Consider the following 14,499-nt stretch of genomic DNA (forward strand, 5'->3'; position numbering starts at 1 on the left):
GGGATGCTGCTCCTCCGGCCTTGACAATATAGGTTGATATCAACATAATTGCAACATGTCAGCCGCAAAGAAACTGCCCTTCGATACGACGCTCATGGTGCGCGATTGCTGCCTGTGTCTGCATATGCAACGGGCGGCGCGCAACCTTGCGCGGATTTTCGACGAAGCCTTGCGTTCGCTGGATCTCACGAACGGCCAGTTCTCGCTGCTGATGTCGCTCAATCGGCCGCAGCCGCCGGCGATGAAAGACGTGTCGACGTTGCTGGCAATGGATCGCACTACCCTGACGGCCGCGCTCAAACCGCTCGAGCGGCGGGGCCTCGTGCGCATCGAGCAAGATCCGGAGGACAAGCGCAGCCGTCTGCTGAGCCTGACGCCCGATGGCCACCGGCTGCTCGCCCAGGCATTCCCGGTGTGGCAACAGACGCATGCCGAAATCGAGCAGCCATTCGCCCCCGGTGAGGTCGACCGGCTGCGCCAGCAGTTGCGCGCGCTTTCATAGCTTCGCGCGGTGCAGCAGTTGCACACGCCACAGTTCCTGCACAAGTCAATTTGTTGCGCGCACAACCTTGTCTGGTGCCCTCGATCTGATCTGGCTGGGCATAAAAATGCCCCGGACCACGCGGCAGCCGTTGCCCGTTGCGAAGCTGGCCGCGACTTCGGGCTGGGCCGCCGCGAAGTAAGGTTATCTCGTCAGCATGACGAATCCGAAAGCCATTGCGTTCTATGGGAGCATTTTCGCGGTGATGGTGCCCGCCTCGATTTCGCCGTGATCGGCCTCTCGATCGGCATCGAGGGCGCCTGGTACTGCGCAATGGCGCTGCTCGCGTCTCACCCCACCATTCGTCAGACGCTGTTTCGACGCAAAGCGGCGCTCGAAACCGCCGCCGGTTTGCTATTGATCGCACTCGGGGGCCGCATGCTGGCCGCCCGCTGACCGGAAATCGCCGCGAGGGCGGCGAGGTCAGCTTTTTCTCGAAGTCTTGGGCACGAATGTTGTAGGCACGTGCTGAACCTGCTCGCTTCCGCAGTGCGGGCAGCGTGGATGGGCCCCCTGATGCTCGGCTAGATGCTCGACACTCTCGAACGTTTCTCCACACTTTTCGCAGCGGTATTGGTAGGTCGGCATGACAGTCCTCCGGGATCGACTCTGCATGTGGATACCAGTATGGCTCGTGAATAGAGGAACTCAATAGACACGCGGAATAAATTCGCCGGCATGGCGCCCTCGCCTGATACACTCCTGCGTGGAGATGGCATTCTCCCTTAACCGCTCATACCGAGCTGATGATGCCTGTGACCAACCCGAACGCATGCGCAGCGAAGCTGCCCGTGTCGCTGCGGGTGCGCACATACAGGGGCATCAACATGTATCAGCCGGTACTTGCCGTCATTGCCGTTGCCATTGGCGGCGCACTGGGTTCGCTGTTTCGCTGGTTTCTCGGCCTGCGTCTGAACGGTGTCTTTCCCGAACTTCCCCTCGGAACGTTTGCAGCCAATGTGATCGCAGGCTACGTGATTGGCGTGGCCGTGGCCTTTTTCGCGCGGCTCCCCGAAGTCCCCGGCGAATGGCGCTTGTTCGTGATCACGGGCCTCATGGGCGGGCTGTCGACGTTCTCCACTTTCTCCGCCGAAGTCGTCGCCCACATTCAGGAGGGCCGCCCCGGCTGGGCCGCCGCGGAGATCGCGATTCACGTGTGCGCGTCGCTGCTCATGACGGTGCTCGGCATTGCCACCGTGAGCGCCGCCATGCCCGTTTCTCCATGAACCGCCAGCGAAGATCGGCAAGCCGCTGCGCGCGCCTTGCCGCACCGGCTCACTGCGGCTTGCGCCTGAATAGCGAAAAATGCTTATGCTCGCTGGGCGGGGCATCGCCACCCAGCACGCCGAATTCAATGGGCGAACGCGTATAGAACACGTGCACCTGCGCGGCTTTGACGGCATCGAGCATGCGCTGTGCCTCGTCTTCCGTGGCGGCGAGGATGATCTGCACGGGCTGGTCGGCAAGCTTGAGCATATGGGCCGCGTGATGCGCACCCGCATGACCCGTGCCTTGCGCACAGTTGATCACGGTGGCGCCGTGGATACCCAGTTGCTTCGCTTCGTGCAGGAGCCACTCGCAAACCGTGCGATGCCCGTGGTGGCGATTCTGCTCGGTATAGAACGTGAGCTGGTAACCGTTCATGTCGCCCTCCGCCGCTCATGCGATTCATCCGTTTCGCCCGCCTTGTCCGTCTCGTCCGCGCCAAGCGTGTCGTATTCGATGGGTGCGCGCGTATAAAAGAGCCGAATGCCGCCCTCGTGAAGTTTGGCGAGCAACTGTTCGATCGCGTCGCCGCCGGCGACGACCGAGACGGCCACCGATTGCTCGGCGAGTTCGAAAAAACGCGCCGCGTGGTATTTGCCATTCACGTCCACGCCTTCGGCAATGTCGACCACCGTCGCGCCCTGGATGCCGGCATGCCTCGCCTCGTCGAGAATCCACTCGACGACCGGCATGTGTCGCACGCGATGACTCTGGTTCGCCACGTAGACGGTGAGTTGACTTCCTCGCATGATCGCCTCCGGCGTCGGTCGGGCAGGCCACGCCATGTCCTCATCCGACTCTACGCTGCGCACGGCGGGCTTACAAGCCGCCGGGGCGCGCCTCGATCCTCCCGCCAGGCGCCTCGAGACGCCATGTCCATGCCTGCGCGGAATAAGCGTGATTCCGCGTCCGCTACTACCGGGCAAGCACCGCCAAAACTACATTTCCGGTGACCGGCATCCAGTCGGCAAGGATCGCTCAGGCAGATGCCGATGTTTTCGAATCGGACTGCAAGGCCTGGGCCGCAATGAAATTCACGGATATGGAGAACAGCAATGAGCACGGCAAACAAAGTTCTGGTAGCAGGAGCAAGCGGACTCATCGGCGTGGCCGCAATTGAAGCCTTTCTCTCTTCGGGCTGGGATGTCGTGGGCATTTCAAGGCGCAAGCCGGAACTGCCGAGCGGCCGCGATTTCGAGTTCATCCCGGTGGATCTGCGCAACGGAAGCGCCGCGCGCGCGGCACTCGCCACACTCGCCGGCATTACGCATGTGGCGTACGCGGCCATCTACGAGAATGCGGGCGACCTGGTAAGCGGCTGGTCGAACGCCGAGCAGATCGAGATCAACAATGCGATGCTGCGCAACGTGATCGAGCCGCTCGTTTCGGGCAAGCCCGCACTCAAGCACGTGTCCATTTTGCAGGGGACGAAAGCGTACGGCGTCCACCTTCACCCTATCGCCGTTCCCGCGCGTGAGAGCGACCCGCGCGACGATCACGCGAACTTCTTCTTTGATCAGCAGGACTACCTGAGCGCCACGGCGGCGCAGCACGGCTTCACCTATACCGTGCTGCGCCCTCAACTCGTCACCGGCAAGACGCCCGGCGCGCTCAACGTGCTCCCCGCCATTGGCGTCTATGCCGCCATCCGCCGCGAGAAAGGCGAGCCGTTCAGCTTCCCCGGCGGCCCGTCGTTCGTCTGGGAAATGGCCGATGCCGATCTCGTCGCGCAGGTCATGGTGTGGGCGGCGCAAGCTCCGCAAGCGGCCAACGAGATCTTCAACGTCACCAACGGCGATGTCTTCGAATGGCGCAGCGTATGGCCCGCCATGGCCAGGACGCTGGGTGTGCAAACGGGCGGCGACGAACCGGTCAGCGTGACGCAGTACATTCGCGAGAACGCCGACGTATGGGCAAAAATCGTCGCCAGGCACGGTCTTGCGAGCGGCGATTTGCGCGCGTTCGTCGGCCAAGGCGATCAACATGCCGACTTTGCGTTTGCCTACGGCGCACCGGCGGGCCCAGTGGCATTCGTTAGTACTATCAAGCTTCGCAAAGCCGGCTTCAACGCCGCGATCGACACCCGCGATGCGTTCTGCGCAGCGCTCCAGTCGTTCATCGACCGCAAGCTCCTGCCACCTTCGCTATAATTCTGGCCGCGGCGGGAGGCAAGCATGATTAATCCTCCGACCCGTATATCCGTGCACCCTCGCGGCGTCGTCAGGCGTCGTACGTGCCCTTAATCGCACCGACCTTCCTGCGAATTCCCGGCCTCAATGAACCGGGAATCGCCGTGGTCGGCGCCTGTGCAGCGCTCGCCATGCCGCCTCTAGCGGCAATATCTACCGCTCGCGGTCAAACAGGCGAGATGCCAGCACGATTTACCTCTAATCTCCAGATTGATGTTCGGACAGATAGCTAGACTTGGTTCGCAATGCTGATGCGGAGTGTTTCCGCCGGCAACGTTGGGGGCGAACCGTGATCGAGATGCGAAAGACCATTACTGCGGAGCGGCGGCGCTCGCTCGCGATCTATGCATGCATCGTTGCCGCCCTCTTCGCCTCGGCCCTCGTGTCCGCCTGGCAGGCAAGCGCGATTGGACCGAGCATCGGCATCGCACCCCCTGAGGCGGCCAGCGAAACGCTTGCCGATCTCGTCGATAGAGCAGACAGGGCCATATACGATGCCAGCCGCTCGGGTGGCGGTTACCGTTTTAGCCCGAGCGGCCGTGAGATTGTCATGACATAGCGCTTGCCTTGCGGCCATCGGTTGCCCGGCAAGCGCTCCCACCAGCAGAAAGTCTGCGAACCCTCGCGGGCTTTTTCCAGGCTCACCGCGCAAGGCCGGCACATGCGGCAGAGATAACCGCGCCCGGCACGCGATGCGTTGCGGAGCGTCGCCCGCGAAGAAAAGTATCAGGATACCTTGCGTATCCACCAGCTCCATTTGATAAGGATAACTGATCATGAAGATGAAGAACCTCGTTGCCGGCATGATGGCCGGCATCGCCCTCAATCTGTGTGCGGGTGTCGCCAGCGCGACTTGCATCAGCAATCCCGCGGCTCAGTCCGACGCCTCGTTTCCCGCCACCCTTACGGGCAAGCTCGTTTACCACAGCTATGTGAGCTACGGAGACGGCACGAGCCAGATCTTTCTCTACGACTTTTCGGCGCACACGCTCACGCAACTGAGCAAGGCCTCGTGGGGCATCAAGGACCCCATGAACGCCGTGTTCAGCCCCGACGGCAAGTGGATCACCTTCATGGGCGTGACCAACAACGCGTGGAACGTGTTCATGTATCAGCTCGGCACCAATAACGCGCCGGTCAACATGACGAACAGCACGGGCGCCACGCGCAACGAAGACCCGAAATTCAGCCCGGACGGCAAGACGATCGTGTTCAAGCAGAACGGCAGCGTCATGCAAGCCACGCTCTCGTACACGAGCGCGGGCCCGGTCTTCACGTCGGTCGTGGGTCTCGCGAGCGCGCCGTCCGGCGGCGAGTACTCGATGCCCTATCTTTCGCCTGACGAAAGCGCCGTCTACTACGCCAGCGGCACGGGCGCGAACATGGGCCTGATGAAGCGCACGATCGCGACTGGCGTCACGGCCGTATTCGATCACCCGGCCTCGCTGGAAACCTACTATCCGATCGTGCGTGCGGACGGCAACGTGTTCTACGCGCGCTGGAAAGACGCGAGCGCGCTCGACCAGATCTATGAAAAGACGGCGGACCCGGCCTCGACGCCGAACCAGTTGTCGCTCAACGACTGCATCAGCAACAACTCCGACCCGGGCCCGGTGAACGGCACGAACTACCTGTTTTTCTCGTCGACGACGGCGGGCGGCTATCAGCTCTACCTGGGCGACGTGACCACGGGCCAGCGCTGGAGCCTGACGCAGTTCGGCGTGAACGCCGACACCACGAAAGCCAAGCTCGGGTCGAGCTACTACGGCGGGCCTGCCGCCAACCAGGTCGGGCTGCTCTCGCAAGGCCATCCCGCCGCCGCTTCGGCGAGCTATAACGCGTCGCTCACGCCCGACAAGGCATTCGACGGCAACACCACCACCACGCGCTGGGACTCACCCGAAGGCGCTGGCGTCGATCCGCAATGGATTTCCGTGGATCTCGGGGCCGTGAAGAACATCAGCAGCATCGATCTGTACTGGGATGCGGGCGCGAGCGTCTATCAAATCCAGACGTCGAACGACAACGTCAACTGGACAACGCTCTACTCGACCAGCAACGGCGTCTCGTATGGCCACGTCACGCTGCCAAATCTCAATGGCAAAGGGCGCTATGTGCGGATGTACGGCACGAAGCGCGCGACGCAGTGGGGCTACTCGCTCGACGAAATGCAGGTGTGGGGATCGTAAGCGGCTAATTTCCCGATGCCGGGAAATCGGTTTCGACGATGGATTGCGTTGCGGTCGTATGCATCGGGTCGGCAGCTGCCAAGTCATTGGCAGTTCTGCCGTGCTAGCGATGCATCGTTAGCATAAGGCATGCCCGCATGGCGGCATCGACGAGAATGCGCTCGCGGGCCAGCGTAGCCGGGGAACGCGCGATGCGGCTACCCACGTGTCTGCGGAGATCGACTACGCTTGAATGGAAAGCAGCCCGCCGACGTTGCCCTGCCACGCCAGCCCGGGCGTTTCATGGCCATTCGTCGTCTCTTTGAGGAGCTCACCATGCCTACGAATCCCGGTTCTCCGCATATCGGCGCACATATCGTCGGCAAAGGCAGCGCGACCGCAGCCGGCCCTGGACCGTACATCATGGGCGCGAGCACGCTCGAGGGCGACAGCGTCTTCAGTTCGGATGACGAAGAAGTCGGCAAAATCAAGGAGATCATGCTGGAAGTCGAGACCGGGCGTATCGTCTATGCCGTCATGTCGTGCGGCGGCTTTCTCGGTATCGGCGACAAGCTGCTGGCGCTGCCCTGGCCCGCACTCACGCTCGATACGACGCACAAATGCTTCGTGCTGAACGTGAGCGCCGAAAAAATCAGGCATGCGCCCGGCTTCGACAAGAGCCACTGGCCCGCCATGGCCGATATCGGCTGGGCCACCACGCTGCACGAGTACTACGGCACGCGCGCGCATTGGGAACAAGACGCGCCCGAGACTGCCGGCAAGGATGCGCCGCCCAACCCGCCTGATCCCCCCGAGGCCGGCGGCGTCAAGCGATGACGCACACGAGGCGTGCGGCGCGCTGGCGGCAACCCCGCACGCCAATGGAGCGACCATGAAGACATTCGATTTCGCGCAACGGCTCGAGGAGATCCAGATTGCACTGGCCCGTCTTTTCGATTCGCCGAAAACGTCCAATGTAAGCCTCCTTGAAGAAGGCGACGCGATCATCGCGCACATGTCCTGGGTGGTGGATTCGCACCGCGACTCCACGCTCGATGCGCGCTGTGCGGCCACGATCCACGCGACACGCGCGCAACTCGAAGGCTATGCGGGTCTCGGCACCGCGCAAAGGCGCACTATCCAGCAGCGCATCCAACAGTGCGTGCGTGCGCGCTTCGAAGAAAGCCGGGATCCCGCCCAGCCCGGCGGCGCCTGCTCGTTCGACGTGGTGCTCGACGAAGCGATATTCCGTGCCGACAAAGACAATTACTTCCCGAGCATCGAATGAGCGCATGACGGCAAGCGATCGGGATAACGGGTCGTGAACTGGCTGGCGAATACGGTTCTCGTGCTGCACGCGCTGCTGGTGCTCTTCATCGTCGGCGGGCTGGTCGCGCTCTGGCTGGGCGCATGGCTCAAGCACGGCTGGGTGCGCAATCGCGTGCTGCGCATCGTCCATCTCGCAGCCATTGGCGCGGTCGCGCTGCTTGCCGTTCTCGACATCCCGTGCCCGCTCACGGTGCTCGAAGACTGGCTGCGTACCGGCAGCGCGAGTCCGCAAGGCTTTATCCAGCGCTGGGTGAGCTATTGGCTCTACTACGACTTGCCGGGCTGGGTGTTCGCGACCGCGTATGTGGTGTTTCTGCTCGTCGTGGCGATCACGTGGTTTCGCATTCCTCCGCGCTTGTGATCGATGTATCACAGACGGCGCGTGCACGCGCTTGCCAGAGATACCTGTCCCGCACCGCCAATGGCTACGGCGCCAGCAATAGACCGACCAATGTCCAACCCGAGCGCTCGGACATCGCCAGCGAATAGCCGGCGTCGAAAGCGCATCCAGCGATAACTGGCCGTACCCGTGCCGCACGATTACAGCGCGCGCTCGATCGCCTGGCCCAGCAGCGAGAGACCCAGTTCGATCTCCTCTTCACTCACGGTCAACGGCGGCGCGATCCGGAACACGCCGCCCATGCCGGGCAACTGCACGATGTTCATGCTGAGCCCGAGGTTCATGCACTCGCGCGTGATCTTCGCGCCCAGCCCATCGGCGGGTTCCTTGGTGCGGCGGTCCTTGACGATCTCCATGCCGAGCAGCAGCCCGCGTCCGCGCACGTCGCCGATGCACTCGAAGCGCTCCATCAGATCCAGCAGGCCACGGCGCAGCCGCTCGCCCATCGCATTCGCGCGCGCCACCAGCCCCTCGCGCTCGACCACATCGAGCACCCGCAGGCCGACGGCGGCCGGCAGCGGATCGGACACGTGCGTCGTGTAGAACAGGTAGCCCAGCTCGTGCGCGCGCTCTTCGATCTCCGCTGATGTCATCATGGCCGCGAGTGGCAGCCCCGCGCCCAGCGTCTTCGAGAGCGTGAGAATGTCTGGCGTCACGCCGTCGCGCTCGCAGGCGAACATCGTGCCGGTGCGCCCCACGCCGGTCTGCGCCTCGTCCAGAATCAGCAGCATGCCGCGCTCTTCGCACTTGCGCTTGAGCGCGGCCATATAGCCTTCGGGCAACTCGATGATGCCGCCGGAGCTCAGGATCGGCTCGGCGATGAAGGCCGCGAGATTGCCGCTCGACTGGCGATCGATGAGGTCAAAGGCGTAGTCCAGCTCCGCAAGGGCGTCGTAATGGCCGTTGCGCTCGAAGCGCGGCCGGTATGCGAATGGCGCCGGTATCGCGAACGAACCGACCGCGGCGGGCCCGACGCCCTTGCGGCCCGCGCTATAGGTCGCGGACGCCGCGCCGCCCGTCATGCCGTGCCACGACTGCGCGAAGCCGACGATTTCATACTTGCCCGTGACCAGCTTCGCCATGCGGATGGCGGCCTCGTTGGACTCCGCACCGGTACTGAGCAAAAGCGCGCGGTCGAGCCCCTCGGGCGTGACTTCGGCCAGACGCGTCGCGAGATCGACCACGGGCCGCGAGAGCATGCCGCTGAAGAGGTGATCGAGCTTGCCGGCGTACTCGTTGATGACCGCGACGATTTCAGGGTGGCTGTGCCCCAGCACCGCGCTCATCTGTCCCGAGGTGAAATCGAGGATCGCGCGGCCATCCGCGTCGTAGACAAAGCTGCCCTTGGCGCGCTCGATGATCATCGGCTCGAACGTGCCGCCGTAACGGATGAGGTGCTGCCTGGCGTTGCGCCAAAACGTTGCGTCGTCGTTGCGGGACACGATGTTTCTCCTCGTGGTTGGTGGGCACATGCGGGGCCCATGCGGGTGCGTGGCGGGAATGCCTTGCAGTGTAGGCGCGCCTCTGGTTTTATAGAATCGAATAGTTTTAATGCGAGCTAGCAGAAGCGCTAATACTTACTGAAAGTATTTTGAAATATTGTTGCCACTACTTCTTATGACTGCTCGAAGACCTACAACTCGCGGCAGCTCGCATTAGAAGTTTCTGCCGCATCAACAGCAACGCACATACCTGAGGAATAGGCAACCAACAAAATATCAAGGAAAAATTAATCCAAATCATGAAATTTAACCAAAACTAACATCGCCGCATTGATTGTATTCAATCTGATTATTAGGCTTTTACGCAGCGATCCCGCTGCAAGCATGGAGAGCCTGCGATGAACCACGAATATTATTCGGCAAAAAATTATCGAAATTACGAATAACGAATAATGAATTCGAAAATACCACCTATAGCACAATGGATACCGTCGGCGGCTCAACGGCGTTGTTGCATCAATCTGTCCGCGGCATGCCAACGTTGACATGCAACGTCCGGGCGTGGCTCCGTTAAAAAAATTCTCTTCCTGCGTAATTTTTCGATATTTCCCAGGAAGATGCGCAACAACACGACCAGCAAGCGAGCACTAAGGCCATGAAATCCGAAAACCTCTGGGCTACTGCCCTCGTTGGGGTAACCGTGCTGTGGGGCTGGTCATTTGTGGCAATACATGAATCACTTGAGGTCCTAAGTGCCTCAGCATTCAATGCGTGCCGTTTCCTGATTGGGGCGACGGTGATGCTCATTGTCTTGCTTCGCCGGCGGCGACAGATTGTTTGGCGAGAGGCACGGCGTGGTCTTCTGCCGGGACTTGTGTTGTTTCTTGCGTTTGCGCTTCAAACGGTGGGTATCGCATTCACCACCGCCTCGAATGCCAGCTTCATCACAGGCCTTGCAGTCATCTTTGCTCCATTGTTTGCGTACTGGATGCTTCAAATCAGACCAAATCGACAACAAATTGCCAGCGCGATCGTTGCCGCAATAGGGCTTGCGCTGCTGACGGTGCAGGACCTGTCGGTGCACATTGGAGACTTGCTCGTCCTCGGTTGTGCGGTCTTTACCGCCCTGCATATCGTCGTATTGTCCAAACAAAGCAAAGGTGCCGACGTCGAGTTGCTGGCGTTCGTTCAAGTTCTCATTGTCGGACTCCTCTCCCTGACGTGGTCAGTCGTGTGCAGGGAGTTTTCGGTTCCCCATACGCCCCAGCCAATATGGACGGTTGTCATCGTCGGCATTGGAGGCACGGCAGTCGGGTACTTTGTGCAGACCAAGGCTCAAGTCGAATCTTCTCCAAGTCGGATCGCGCTAATCCTCGTGCTGGAGCCGGTGTTCGGGGGGCTATTCGGATACTTCATAGGCGGAGACCGACTCAACTCCGTCAACCTCGTAGGCGCAATGTTAATCGTCATTTCGATGATTATTGCCGAGTTTCGCCCGCGCCTTCGAATCGCTCCCCATTGATGGGCGGCCTGTTGAACGACGGCGCGTTTTCCTGTGTGTGTTTCCCTCCTTCAGTAAGTGGAGAATGCTATGCCTGACACTTTCGATGAACTTAATGCATCTAGTGGACTTATCGTGATCGACAACAAGGTCGATAACACCGCGCCGTGGAATTCCTGGGCGAACGAAATCGTAACGCGTGGATACGCAATTGTCTCGATCTCGCCCGGGATGCAAGAAGACTTCCAGTCCCTCCAACAGCTTGCCGGAAGCATTGGATTTCGGGACAAAGAAGAGTTCAGCTTCATTGAACGAACGGACGGTTACTTCCCTATTGGCTACTCACATATTGGGAAGGAAAATCAGGATCGATGCGAGATATTTAATTACTGGCATCGTTTCAGGGCAGAACACGAACGGTATCCGTTCAGCCGTAGCGAATTCTACTCGCGAATCGAGAGCTACGAGGCACAGGTAGCTACGTATGGGCAAAAAATCATCGATGAAATCTGCAGGCGATACGGCTATGCACGCGAAATCCGGACTCGCGATGATTCATATCTCCAATTCAATCACTATCGCGAAGACCTGCGCCTTGGCAACTACCGATATCTGCAAAATAAGCATGAGGACGGGCATCTGATCACGATTATCAAGCCGAACGCCCCAGGCCTTGTCCTTTTCCGGGGCGATAAGGAATGTCTCGTCGATGTAGCAAAAGATCAAGCATTCGTAATCGCAGGCTCGCTGCTGACCCAGCTTTCCGAGGGCGAAATCCAGCCTGTCTACCATGCTGTCCTCAATCTTACGTTGCCGACAGCACGAGCATCAATCGTATATAACGTCAATATCCTCAGCGAGGCCATTCCGAGTTTCAAACAAGGTCGAGAAATCAAGATGTACGACTTCGCGAACGAAAAGCACCTTGAATTTGGTCACGCCCCTTACGTGGTCAATCGCATCCAGGCGAGGTAGTTGCATCAGCGTGAAGCACGCGCTCTGAGGAACAACAACAAAGGCGAATACCTTGAGTCAGTCCCTCGAAATCGATCTGCTGCGCTCGTTTGCGGTCATAGCGGAAGTGCGCTCGCTCAGCCGCGCGGCTAGCCGGATCGGCCGCACGCAGTCCGCGCTGAGCCAGCAGATGAAGCGGCTGGAAGACATCGTCGACCAGCCGCTGTTCCAGCGCACTGGCCGCGGCGTGGTGCTGACGAATCCTGGCGAGCGCCTGTTGATTCACGCCCAGCGCATGCTGCGGCTGCACGACGAGGCCATGGCCGACCTCTGCGGCAAGGGCTTGACGGGGACGATCCGCTTCGGCTGCCCGGACGACTATGCCGCCGTGTTTCTGCCCGCGCTGTTGCGCGAGTTTTCGCGCCAGCACCCGCAGGCGCTCGTGGAGGTGGTTTGCGGGCCCACGCCGCGCCTCATCGAGCAGCTCGAAAACCGCGCCGTGGATCTCGCGATGATTTCGTTGCCGGATGCACGGGCGGAGCTGCGAGACAGCGCGGACGACGACATCATTCGCCACGAGCAACTCGTGTGGATCGGCTATCCGGGGCTGGATCCGTCGCACTTCGATCCGTTGCCGCTCGCGCTCTCCGATCCGGACACGCTCGACCACATCGCCGCGTGCGAAGCGCTGCAACGTGCCGGCCGCGCTTACCGGCTGGCCTATGCGAGCAGCAGCCTCGCCGGCCTGACTGCGCTGGTGCGTTCGGGACAGGCCTTCGCGGTGATGACGCAGACGGCGGTGCCGGCGGATCTCGCGATCCTGCACGGCGATCCCGGCCTGCCGCCCCTGCCCGCCGTGGGAATTACCTTGAGGTTCGAGCGCAAGCGCCCCTCGCATCTCACCGCGGCGTTTGCCGAGCACATCCGGCTCACGCTGCCGCTGCTATGAGGGGCGCTGCGAACTAGCGCGAGACGCTCAGCCCGTGATCTTTGCGATCTGGAGCAGGTTCGTCGTGCCCGACTCGCCGAACGGCAAGCCGGCGGCAATCGCCACGAGGTCGCCTTCACGGCCGAATCCTTCGCTCACCGCCGCGCGGCACGCGAGGCCGATCATCTCGTCGACGTTGGACGCCTCCACGCGCGGCACCGCGTGAACGCCCCAGGTCAACGCGAGGCGGCGTGCAACCGTCTCCGAAGGCGTCAACGCGACGATGCGCGACGAGGCGCGCTCGCGGGCCGCCCGCAAGCTCGTGAAGCCCGAGCTCGTGTAGGTGACGGTGACGGCCGGCTCGATCAGTTGCACGGCCTTCCTGAGCGCGCAGCAGATCGAATCGGCGACCGTCGCATCGGCACGCGTGTGCGAGGCGTCGATCTGCTCGCGGTAAGCCGGGTCGCGCTCCACACGCTCGATGATGCGGTTCATGGTGGTGACCGCTTCGAGCGGGAACTTGCCGCTCGCCGATTCGGCCGAGAGCATCACCGCGTCGGCGCCTTCGTAAATCGCGCCGGCGACGTCCGAAGTTTCCGCACGCGTGGGCACCGGCGAATTCGTCATCGATTCGAGCATTTGCGTCGCCACCACCACCACGCGGCCGACGCGGCGGCATTCGCGAATGATCCGGCGCTGCAGCTCGGGAATCTGCTCGGCCGGCAGCTCCACGCCCAGGTCGCCGCGCGCGACCATCACGCCGTCGCAACGCTGGACGATGCCTTCGAGGTGATCGATCGCCAGCGGCTTCTCGAGCTTCGCCATGATCCATGCGCGATCGCCGATCAGCGCGCGCGCTTCCTCGATATCCTCCACGCATTGCACGAACGAGAGCGCCACCCAGTCGACGCCGAGCTCGAGCCCGAACGCCAGATCCGCGCGGTCCTTCTTCGTGAGCGGGGAGATCGGCAGATGGGAGCCCGGCACGTTCACGCCCTTGCGGTCGGAAATGCGGCCGCCCGCCAGCACGACGGTCTCGGCGAAGCTATCGCCCGACTCTTCCACGCGCAGACGGATCTTGCCGTCGTCGAGCAGCAGTTCCGAACCCGGCTTGATGGCTTGAAAGATCTCGGGATGCGGGAGCGGCGCGCGCGCCTGGCTGCCCGGCGTCGTATCGAGGTCGAGACGGAAGCGAGCGCCGACGGCGAGTTCCGCGGCGCCGTTCTCGAACGTTCCGAGGCGCAGCTTCGGCCCCTGGAGATCGAGCAAAATACCGACCGGGCGGCCGTATTCCTGCTCCAGACGGCGGATTTCCGCATGACGCTGGCTATGATCGTCGTGCGTGCCATGGCTGAAATTCAGCCGGAAGACGTCGACGCCCGCCTCAAAAAGTGCGCGGATGACCTTAGGGTCCGAACTGGCCGGCCCGACCGTGGCTATGATCTTGGCATTACGATTTCGCTTCATTTCCTCTCCGCGGACTACGTTGCGCCGCGCCCCACCGATGCGGGGCGCGCGAAACTCATGAACGTTCGTCAGTGTGGGGCTGCACACATGAGACACTGGGATCTGCTCCGGCGCGCTGGCGCGCCGGGCTGCGGGGCGTGAGGCTCGAATGCGGGTGAGGGTAAAAAAACCCGTCCGGCCCGCATAGCGCTGGAAAACCCCTGGAGCGGGGCGAGAAACGGGCAATGGCTTGTCGATCAACGCTTGCAGAGGCTTATCCCTCGCACGCAATACTGATTTCCCGCGAGGGGCATTCCAGGCGTCCTGACGATCCT

Annotated in this window: 16 protein-coding genes, 1 pseudogene and 1 riboswitch; of the genes and pseudogenes, 12 read left to right on the forward strand and 5 right to left on the reverse strand. The window is 61.7% G+C overall.

Annotated features, from left to right (window positions below):
• Positions 1-55 precede the first annotated feature (55 nt).
• Entirely contained in the window at positions 56-502 is a 447-nt protein-coding gene (locus EYW47_RS27335; protein WP_133197962.1) for a MarR family winged helix-turn-helix transcriptional regulator, read from the forward strand.
• Between the two features lie 67 nt (positions 503-569).
• A pseudogene (locus EYW47_RS27340) lies at positions 570-937 on the forward strand (LysE family translocator); the annotation flags it as partial.
• A 27-nt stretch (positions 938-964) separates the two neighbouring features.
• Here the strand turns inward: EYW47_RS27340 and EYW47_RS27345 are convergent.
• Complete coding sequence (locus tag EYW47_RS27345; protein ID WP_420819403.1) at positions 965-1,156, reverse strand: FmdB family zinc ribbon protein; 192 nt, start codon at positions 1,154-1,156, stop codon at positions 965-967.
• A gap of 84 nt (positions 1,157-1,240) precedes the next feature.
• Positions 1,241-1,304: riboswitch (Fluoride riboswitch) on the forward strand.
• A 64-nt stretch (positions 1,305-1,368) separates the two neighbouring features.
• Between EYW47_RS27345 and crcB the strand changes: the two genes are divergently transcribed.
• On the forward strand, positions 1,369-1,767 hold the full coding sequence (crcB, locus tag EYW47_RS27350; RefSeq protein WP_133198031.1) for a fluoride efflux transporter CrcB: 399 nt from the start codon (positions 1,369-1,371) through the stop codon (positions 1,765-1,767).
• A 49-nt stretch (positions 1,768-1,816) separates the two neighbouring features.
• Here crcB and EYW47_RS27355 read toward each other — a convergent pair whose 3' ends face one another.
• Together EYW47_RS27355 and EYW47_RS27360 are read right to left on the reverse strand one after the other, a co-directional pair.
• Positions 1,817-2,185 carry a DUF190 domain-containing protein gene (locus tag EYW47_RS27355; RefSeq protein WP_133197963.1) on the reverse strand — a complete coding sequence of 123 codons (369 nt, stop codon included), beginning with the start codon at positions 2,183-2,185 and terminating at the stop codon, positions 1,817-1,819.
• Positions 2,182-2,556, reverse strand: coding sequence for a DUF190 domain-containing protein (locus tag EYW47_RS27360; protein WP_133197964.1), 375 nt, complete (start codon positions 2,554-2,556; stop codon positions 2,182-2,184). Before EYW47_RS27360 ends, EYW47_RS27355 begins: the two co-directional genes overlap by 4 nt.
• Positions 2,557-2,862: 306 nt before the next feature.
• Between EYW47_RS27360 and EYW47_RS27365 the strand changes: the two genes are divergently transcribed.
• The 6 genes from EYW47_RS27365 to EYW47_RS27390 all read left to right on the forward strand — a co-directional run bounded on the left by EYW47_RS27365 (position 2,863) and on the right by EYW47_RS27390 (position 7,854).
• The gene (locus EYW47_RS27365) at positions 2,863-3,957 is read left to right on the forward strand and encodes an SDR family oxidoreductase (RefSeq protein WP_133197965.1); all 1,095 of its coding nucleotides are present in this window, start codon (positions 2,863-2,865) and stop codon (positions 3,955-3,957) included.
• Positions 3,958-4,285: 328 nt separating this feature from the next.
• Positions 4,286-4,555, forward strand: a complete 270-nt coding sequence (locus EYW47_RS27370; RefSeq protein ID WP_133197966.1) for a hypothetical protein — start codon at positions 4,286-4,288, stop codon at positions 4,553-4,555.
• A gap of 217 nt (positions 4,556-4,772) precedes the next feature.
• The gene (locus EYW47_RS27375; RefSeq protein WP_133197967.1) at positions 4,773-6,185 is read left to right on the forward strand and encodes a discoidin domain-containing protein; all 1,413 of its coding nucleotides are present in this window, start codon (positions 4,773-4,775) and stop codon (positions 6,183-6,185) included.
• Positions 6,186-6,500: 315 nt separating this feature from the next.
• On the forward strand, positions 6,501-7,001 hold the full coding sequence (locus EYW47_RS27380; protein WP_133197968.1) for a PRC-barrel domain-containing protein: 501 nt from the start codon (positions 6,501-6,503) through the stop codon (positions 6,999-7,001).
• A 55-nt stretch (positions 7,002-7,056) separates the two neighbouring features.
• Positions 7,057-7,452, forward strand: coding sequence for a hypothetical protein (locus EYW47_RS27385; protein WP_133197969.1), 396 nt, complete (start codon positions 7,057-7,059; stop codon positions 7,450-7,452).
• Between the two features lie 33 nt (positions 7,453-7,485).
• The gene (locus tag EYW47_RS27390; RefSeq protein WP_133197970.1) at positions 7,486-7,854 is read left to right on the forward strand and encodes a DUF2784 domain-containing protein; all 369 of its coding nucleotides are present in this window, start codon (positions 7,486-7,488) and stop codon (positions 7,852-7,854) included.
• Positions 7,855-8,033: 179 nt separating this feature from the next.
• Here EYW47_RS27390 and EYW47_RS27395 read toward each other — a convergent pair whose 3' ends face one another.
• Positions 8,034-9,335, reverse strand: coding sequence for an aspartate aminotransferase family protein (locus EYW47_RS27395; protein ID WP_133197971.1), 1,302 nt, complete (start codon positions 9,333-9,335; stop codon positions 8,034-8,036).
• Between the two features lie 655 nt (positions 9,336-9,990).
• On the opposite strand from EYW47_RS27395, the gene EYW47_RS27400 reads away from it, so the two are divergent.
• The 3 genes from EYW47_RS27400 to EYW47_RS27410 all read left to right on the forward strand — a co-directional run bounded on the left by EYW47_RS27400 (position 9,991) and on the right by EYW47_RS27410 (position 12,739).
• Complete coding sequence (locus EYW47_RS27400; protein ID WP_133197972.1) at positions 9,991-10,857, forward strand: DMT family transporter; 867 nt, start codon at positions 9,991-9,993, stop codon at positions 10,855-10,857.
• A gap of 69 nt (positions 10,858-10,926) precedes the next feature.
• A complete protein-coding gene (locus tag EYW47_RS27405) occupies positions 10,927-11,811 on the forward strand; it encodes a hypothetical protein (protein WP_133197973.1) in 885 nt (294 codons plus the stop codon).
• A 52-nt stretch (positions 11,812-11,863) separates the two neighbouring features.
• Positions 11,864-12,739 (forward strand): LysR family transcriptional regulator, encoded by an 876-nt coding sequence (locus tag EYW47_RS27410; protein WP_133197974.1) that lies wholly within the window; start codon positions 11,864-11,866, stop codon positions 12,737-12,739.
• Positions 12,740-12,766: 27 nt separating this feature from the next.
• On the opposite strand, the gene pyk is transcribed toward EYW47_RS27410, so the two are convergent.
• Positions 12,767-14,185, reverse strand: coding sequence for a pyruvate kinase (pyk, locus tag EYW47_RS27415; protein WP_133197975.1), 1,419 nt, complete (start codon positions 14,183-14,185; stop codon positions 12,767-12,769).
• Between the last annotated feature and the right edge of the window lie 314 nt (positions 14,186-14,499).

It is taken from the genome of Paraburkholderia silviterrae (genome assembly GCF_004353915.1).
Taxonomy (GTDB): Bacteria; Pseudomonadota; Gammaproteobacteria; order Burkholderiales; family Burkholderiaceae; genus Paraburkholderia; species Paraburkholderia silviterrae.

Coding starts and splice junctions, on each gene's coding strand:
- pyk (WP_133197975.1), bottom strand. CDS start 14,185: ATGAAGCGAAATCGTAATGCCAAGATCATAGCCACGGTCGGGCCGGCC.
- EYW47_RS27360 (WP_133197964.1), bottom strand. CDS start 2,556: ATGCGAGGAAGTCAACTCACCGTCTACGTGGCGAACCAGAGTCATCGC.
- EYW47_RS27355 (WP_133197963.1), bottom strand. CDS start 2,185: ATGAACGGTTACCAGCTCACGTTCTATACCGAGCAGAATCGCCACCAC.
- EYW47_RS27365 (WP_133197965.1), top strand. CDS start 2,863: ATGAGCACGGCAAACAAAGTTCTGGTAGCAGGAGCAAGCGGACTCATC.
- EYW47_RS27335 (WP_133197962.1), top strand. CDS start 56: ATGTCAGCCGCAAAGAAACTGCCCTTCGATACGACGCTCATGGTGCGC.
- EYW47_RS27380 (WP_133197968.1), top strand. CDS start 6,501: ATGCCTACGAATCCCGGTTCTCCGCATATCGGCGCACATATCGTCGGC.
- EYW47_RS27385 (WP_133197969.1), top strand. CDS start 7,057: ATGAAGACATTCGATTTCGCGCAACGGCTCGAGGAGATCCAGATTGCA.
- EYW47_RS27405 (WP_133197973.1), top strand. CDS start 10,927: ATGCCTGACACTTTCGATGAACTTAATGCATCTAGTGGACTTATCGTG.
- crcB (WP_133198031.1), top strand. CDS start 1,369: ATGTATCAGCCGGTACTTGCCGTCATTGCCGTTGCCATTGGCGGCGCA.
- EYW47_RS27375 (WP_133197967.1), top strand. CDS start 4,773: ATGAAGATGAAGAACCTCGTTGCCGGCATGATGGCCGGCATCGCCCTC.
- EYW47_RS27345 (WP_420819403.1), bottom strand. CDS start 1,156: ATGCAGAGTCGATCCCGGAGGACTGTCATGCCGACCTACCAATACCGC.
- EYW47_RS27400 (WP_133197972.1), top strand. CDS start 9,991: ATGAAATCCGAAAACCTCTGGGCTACTGCCCTCGTTGGGGTAACCGTG.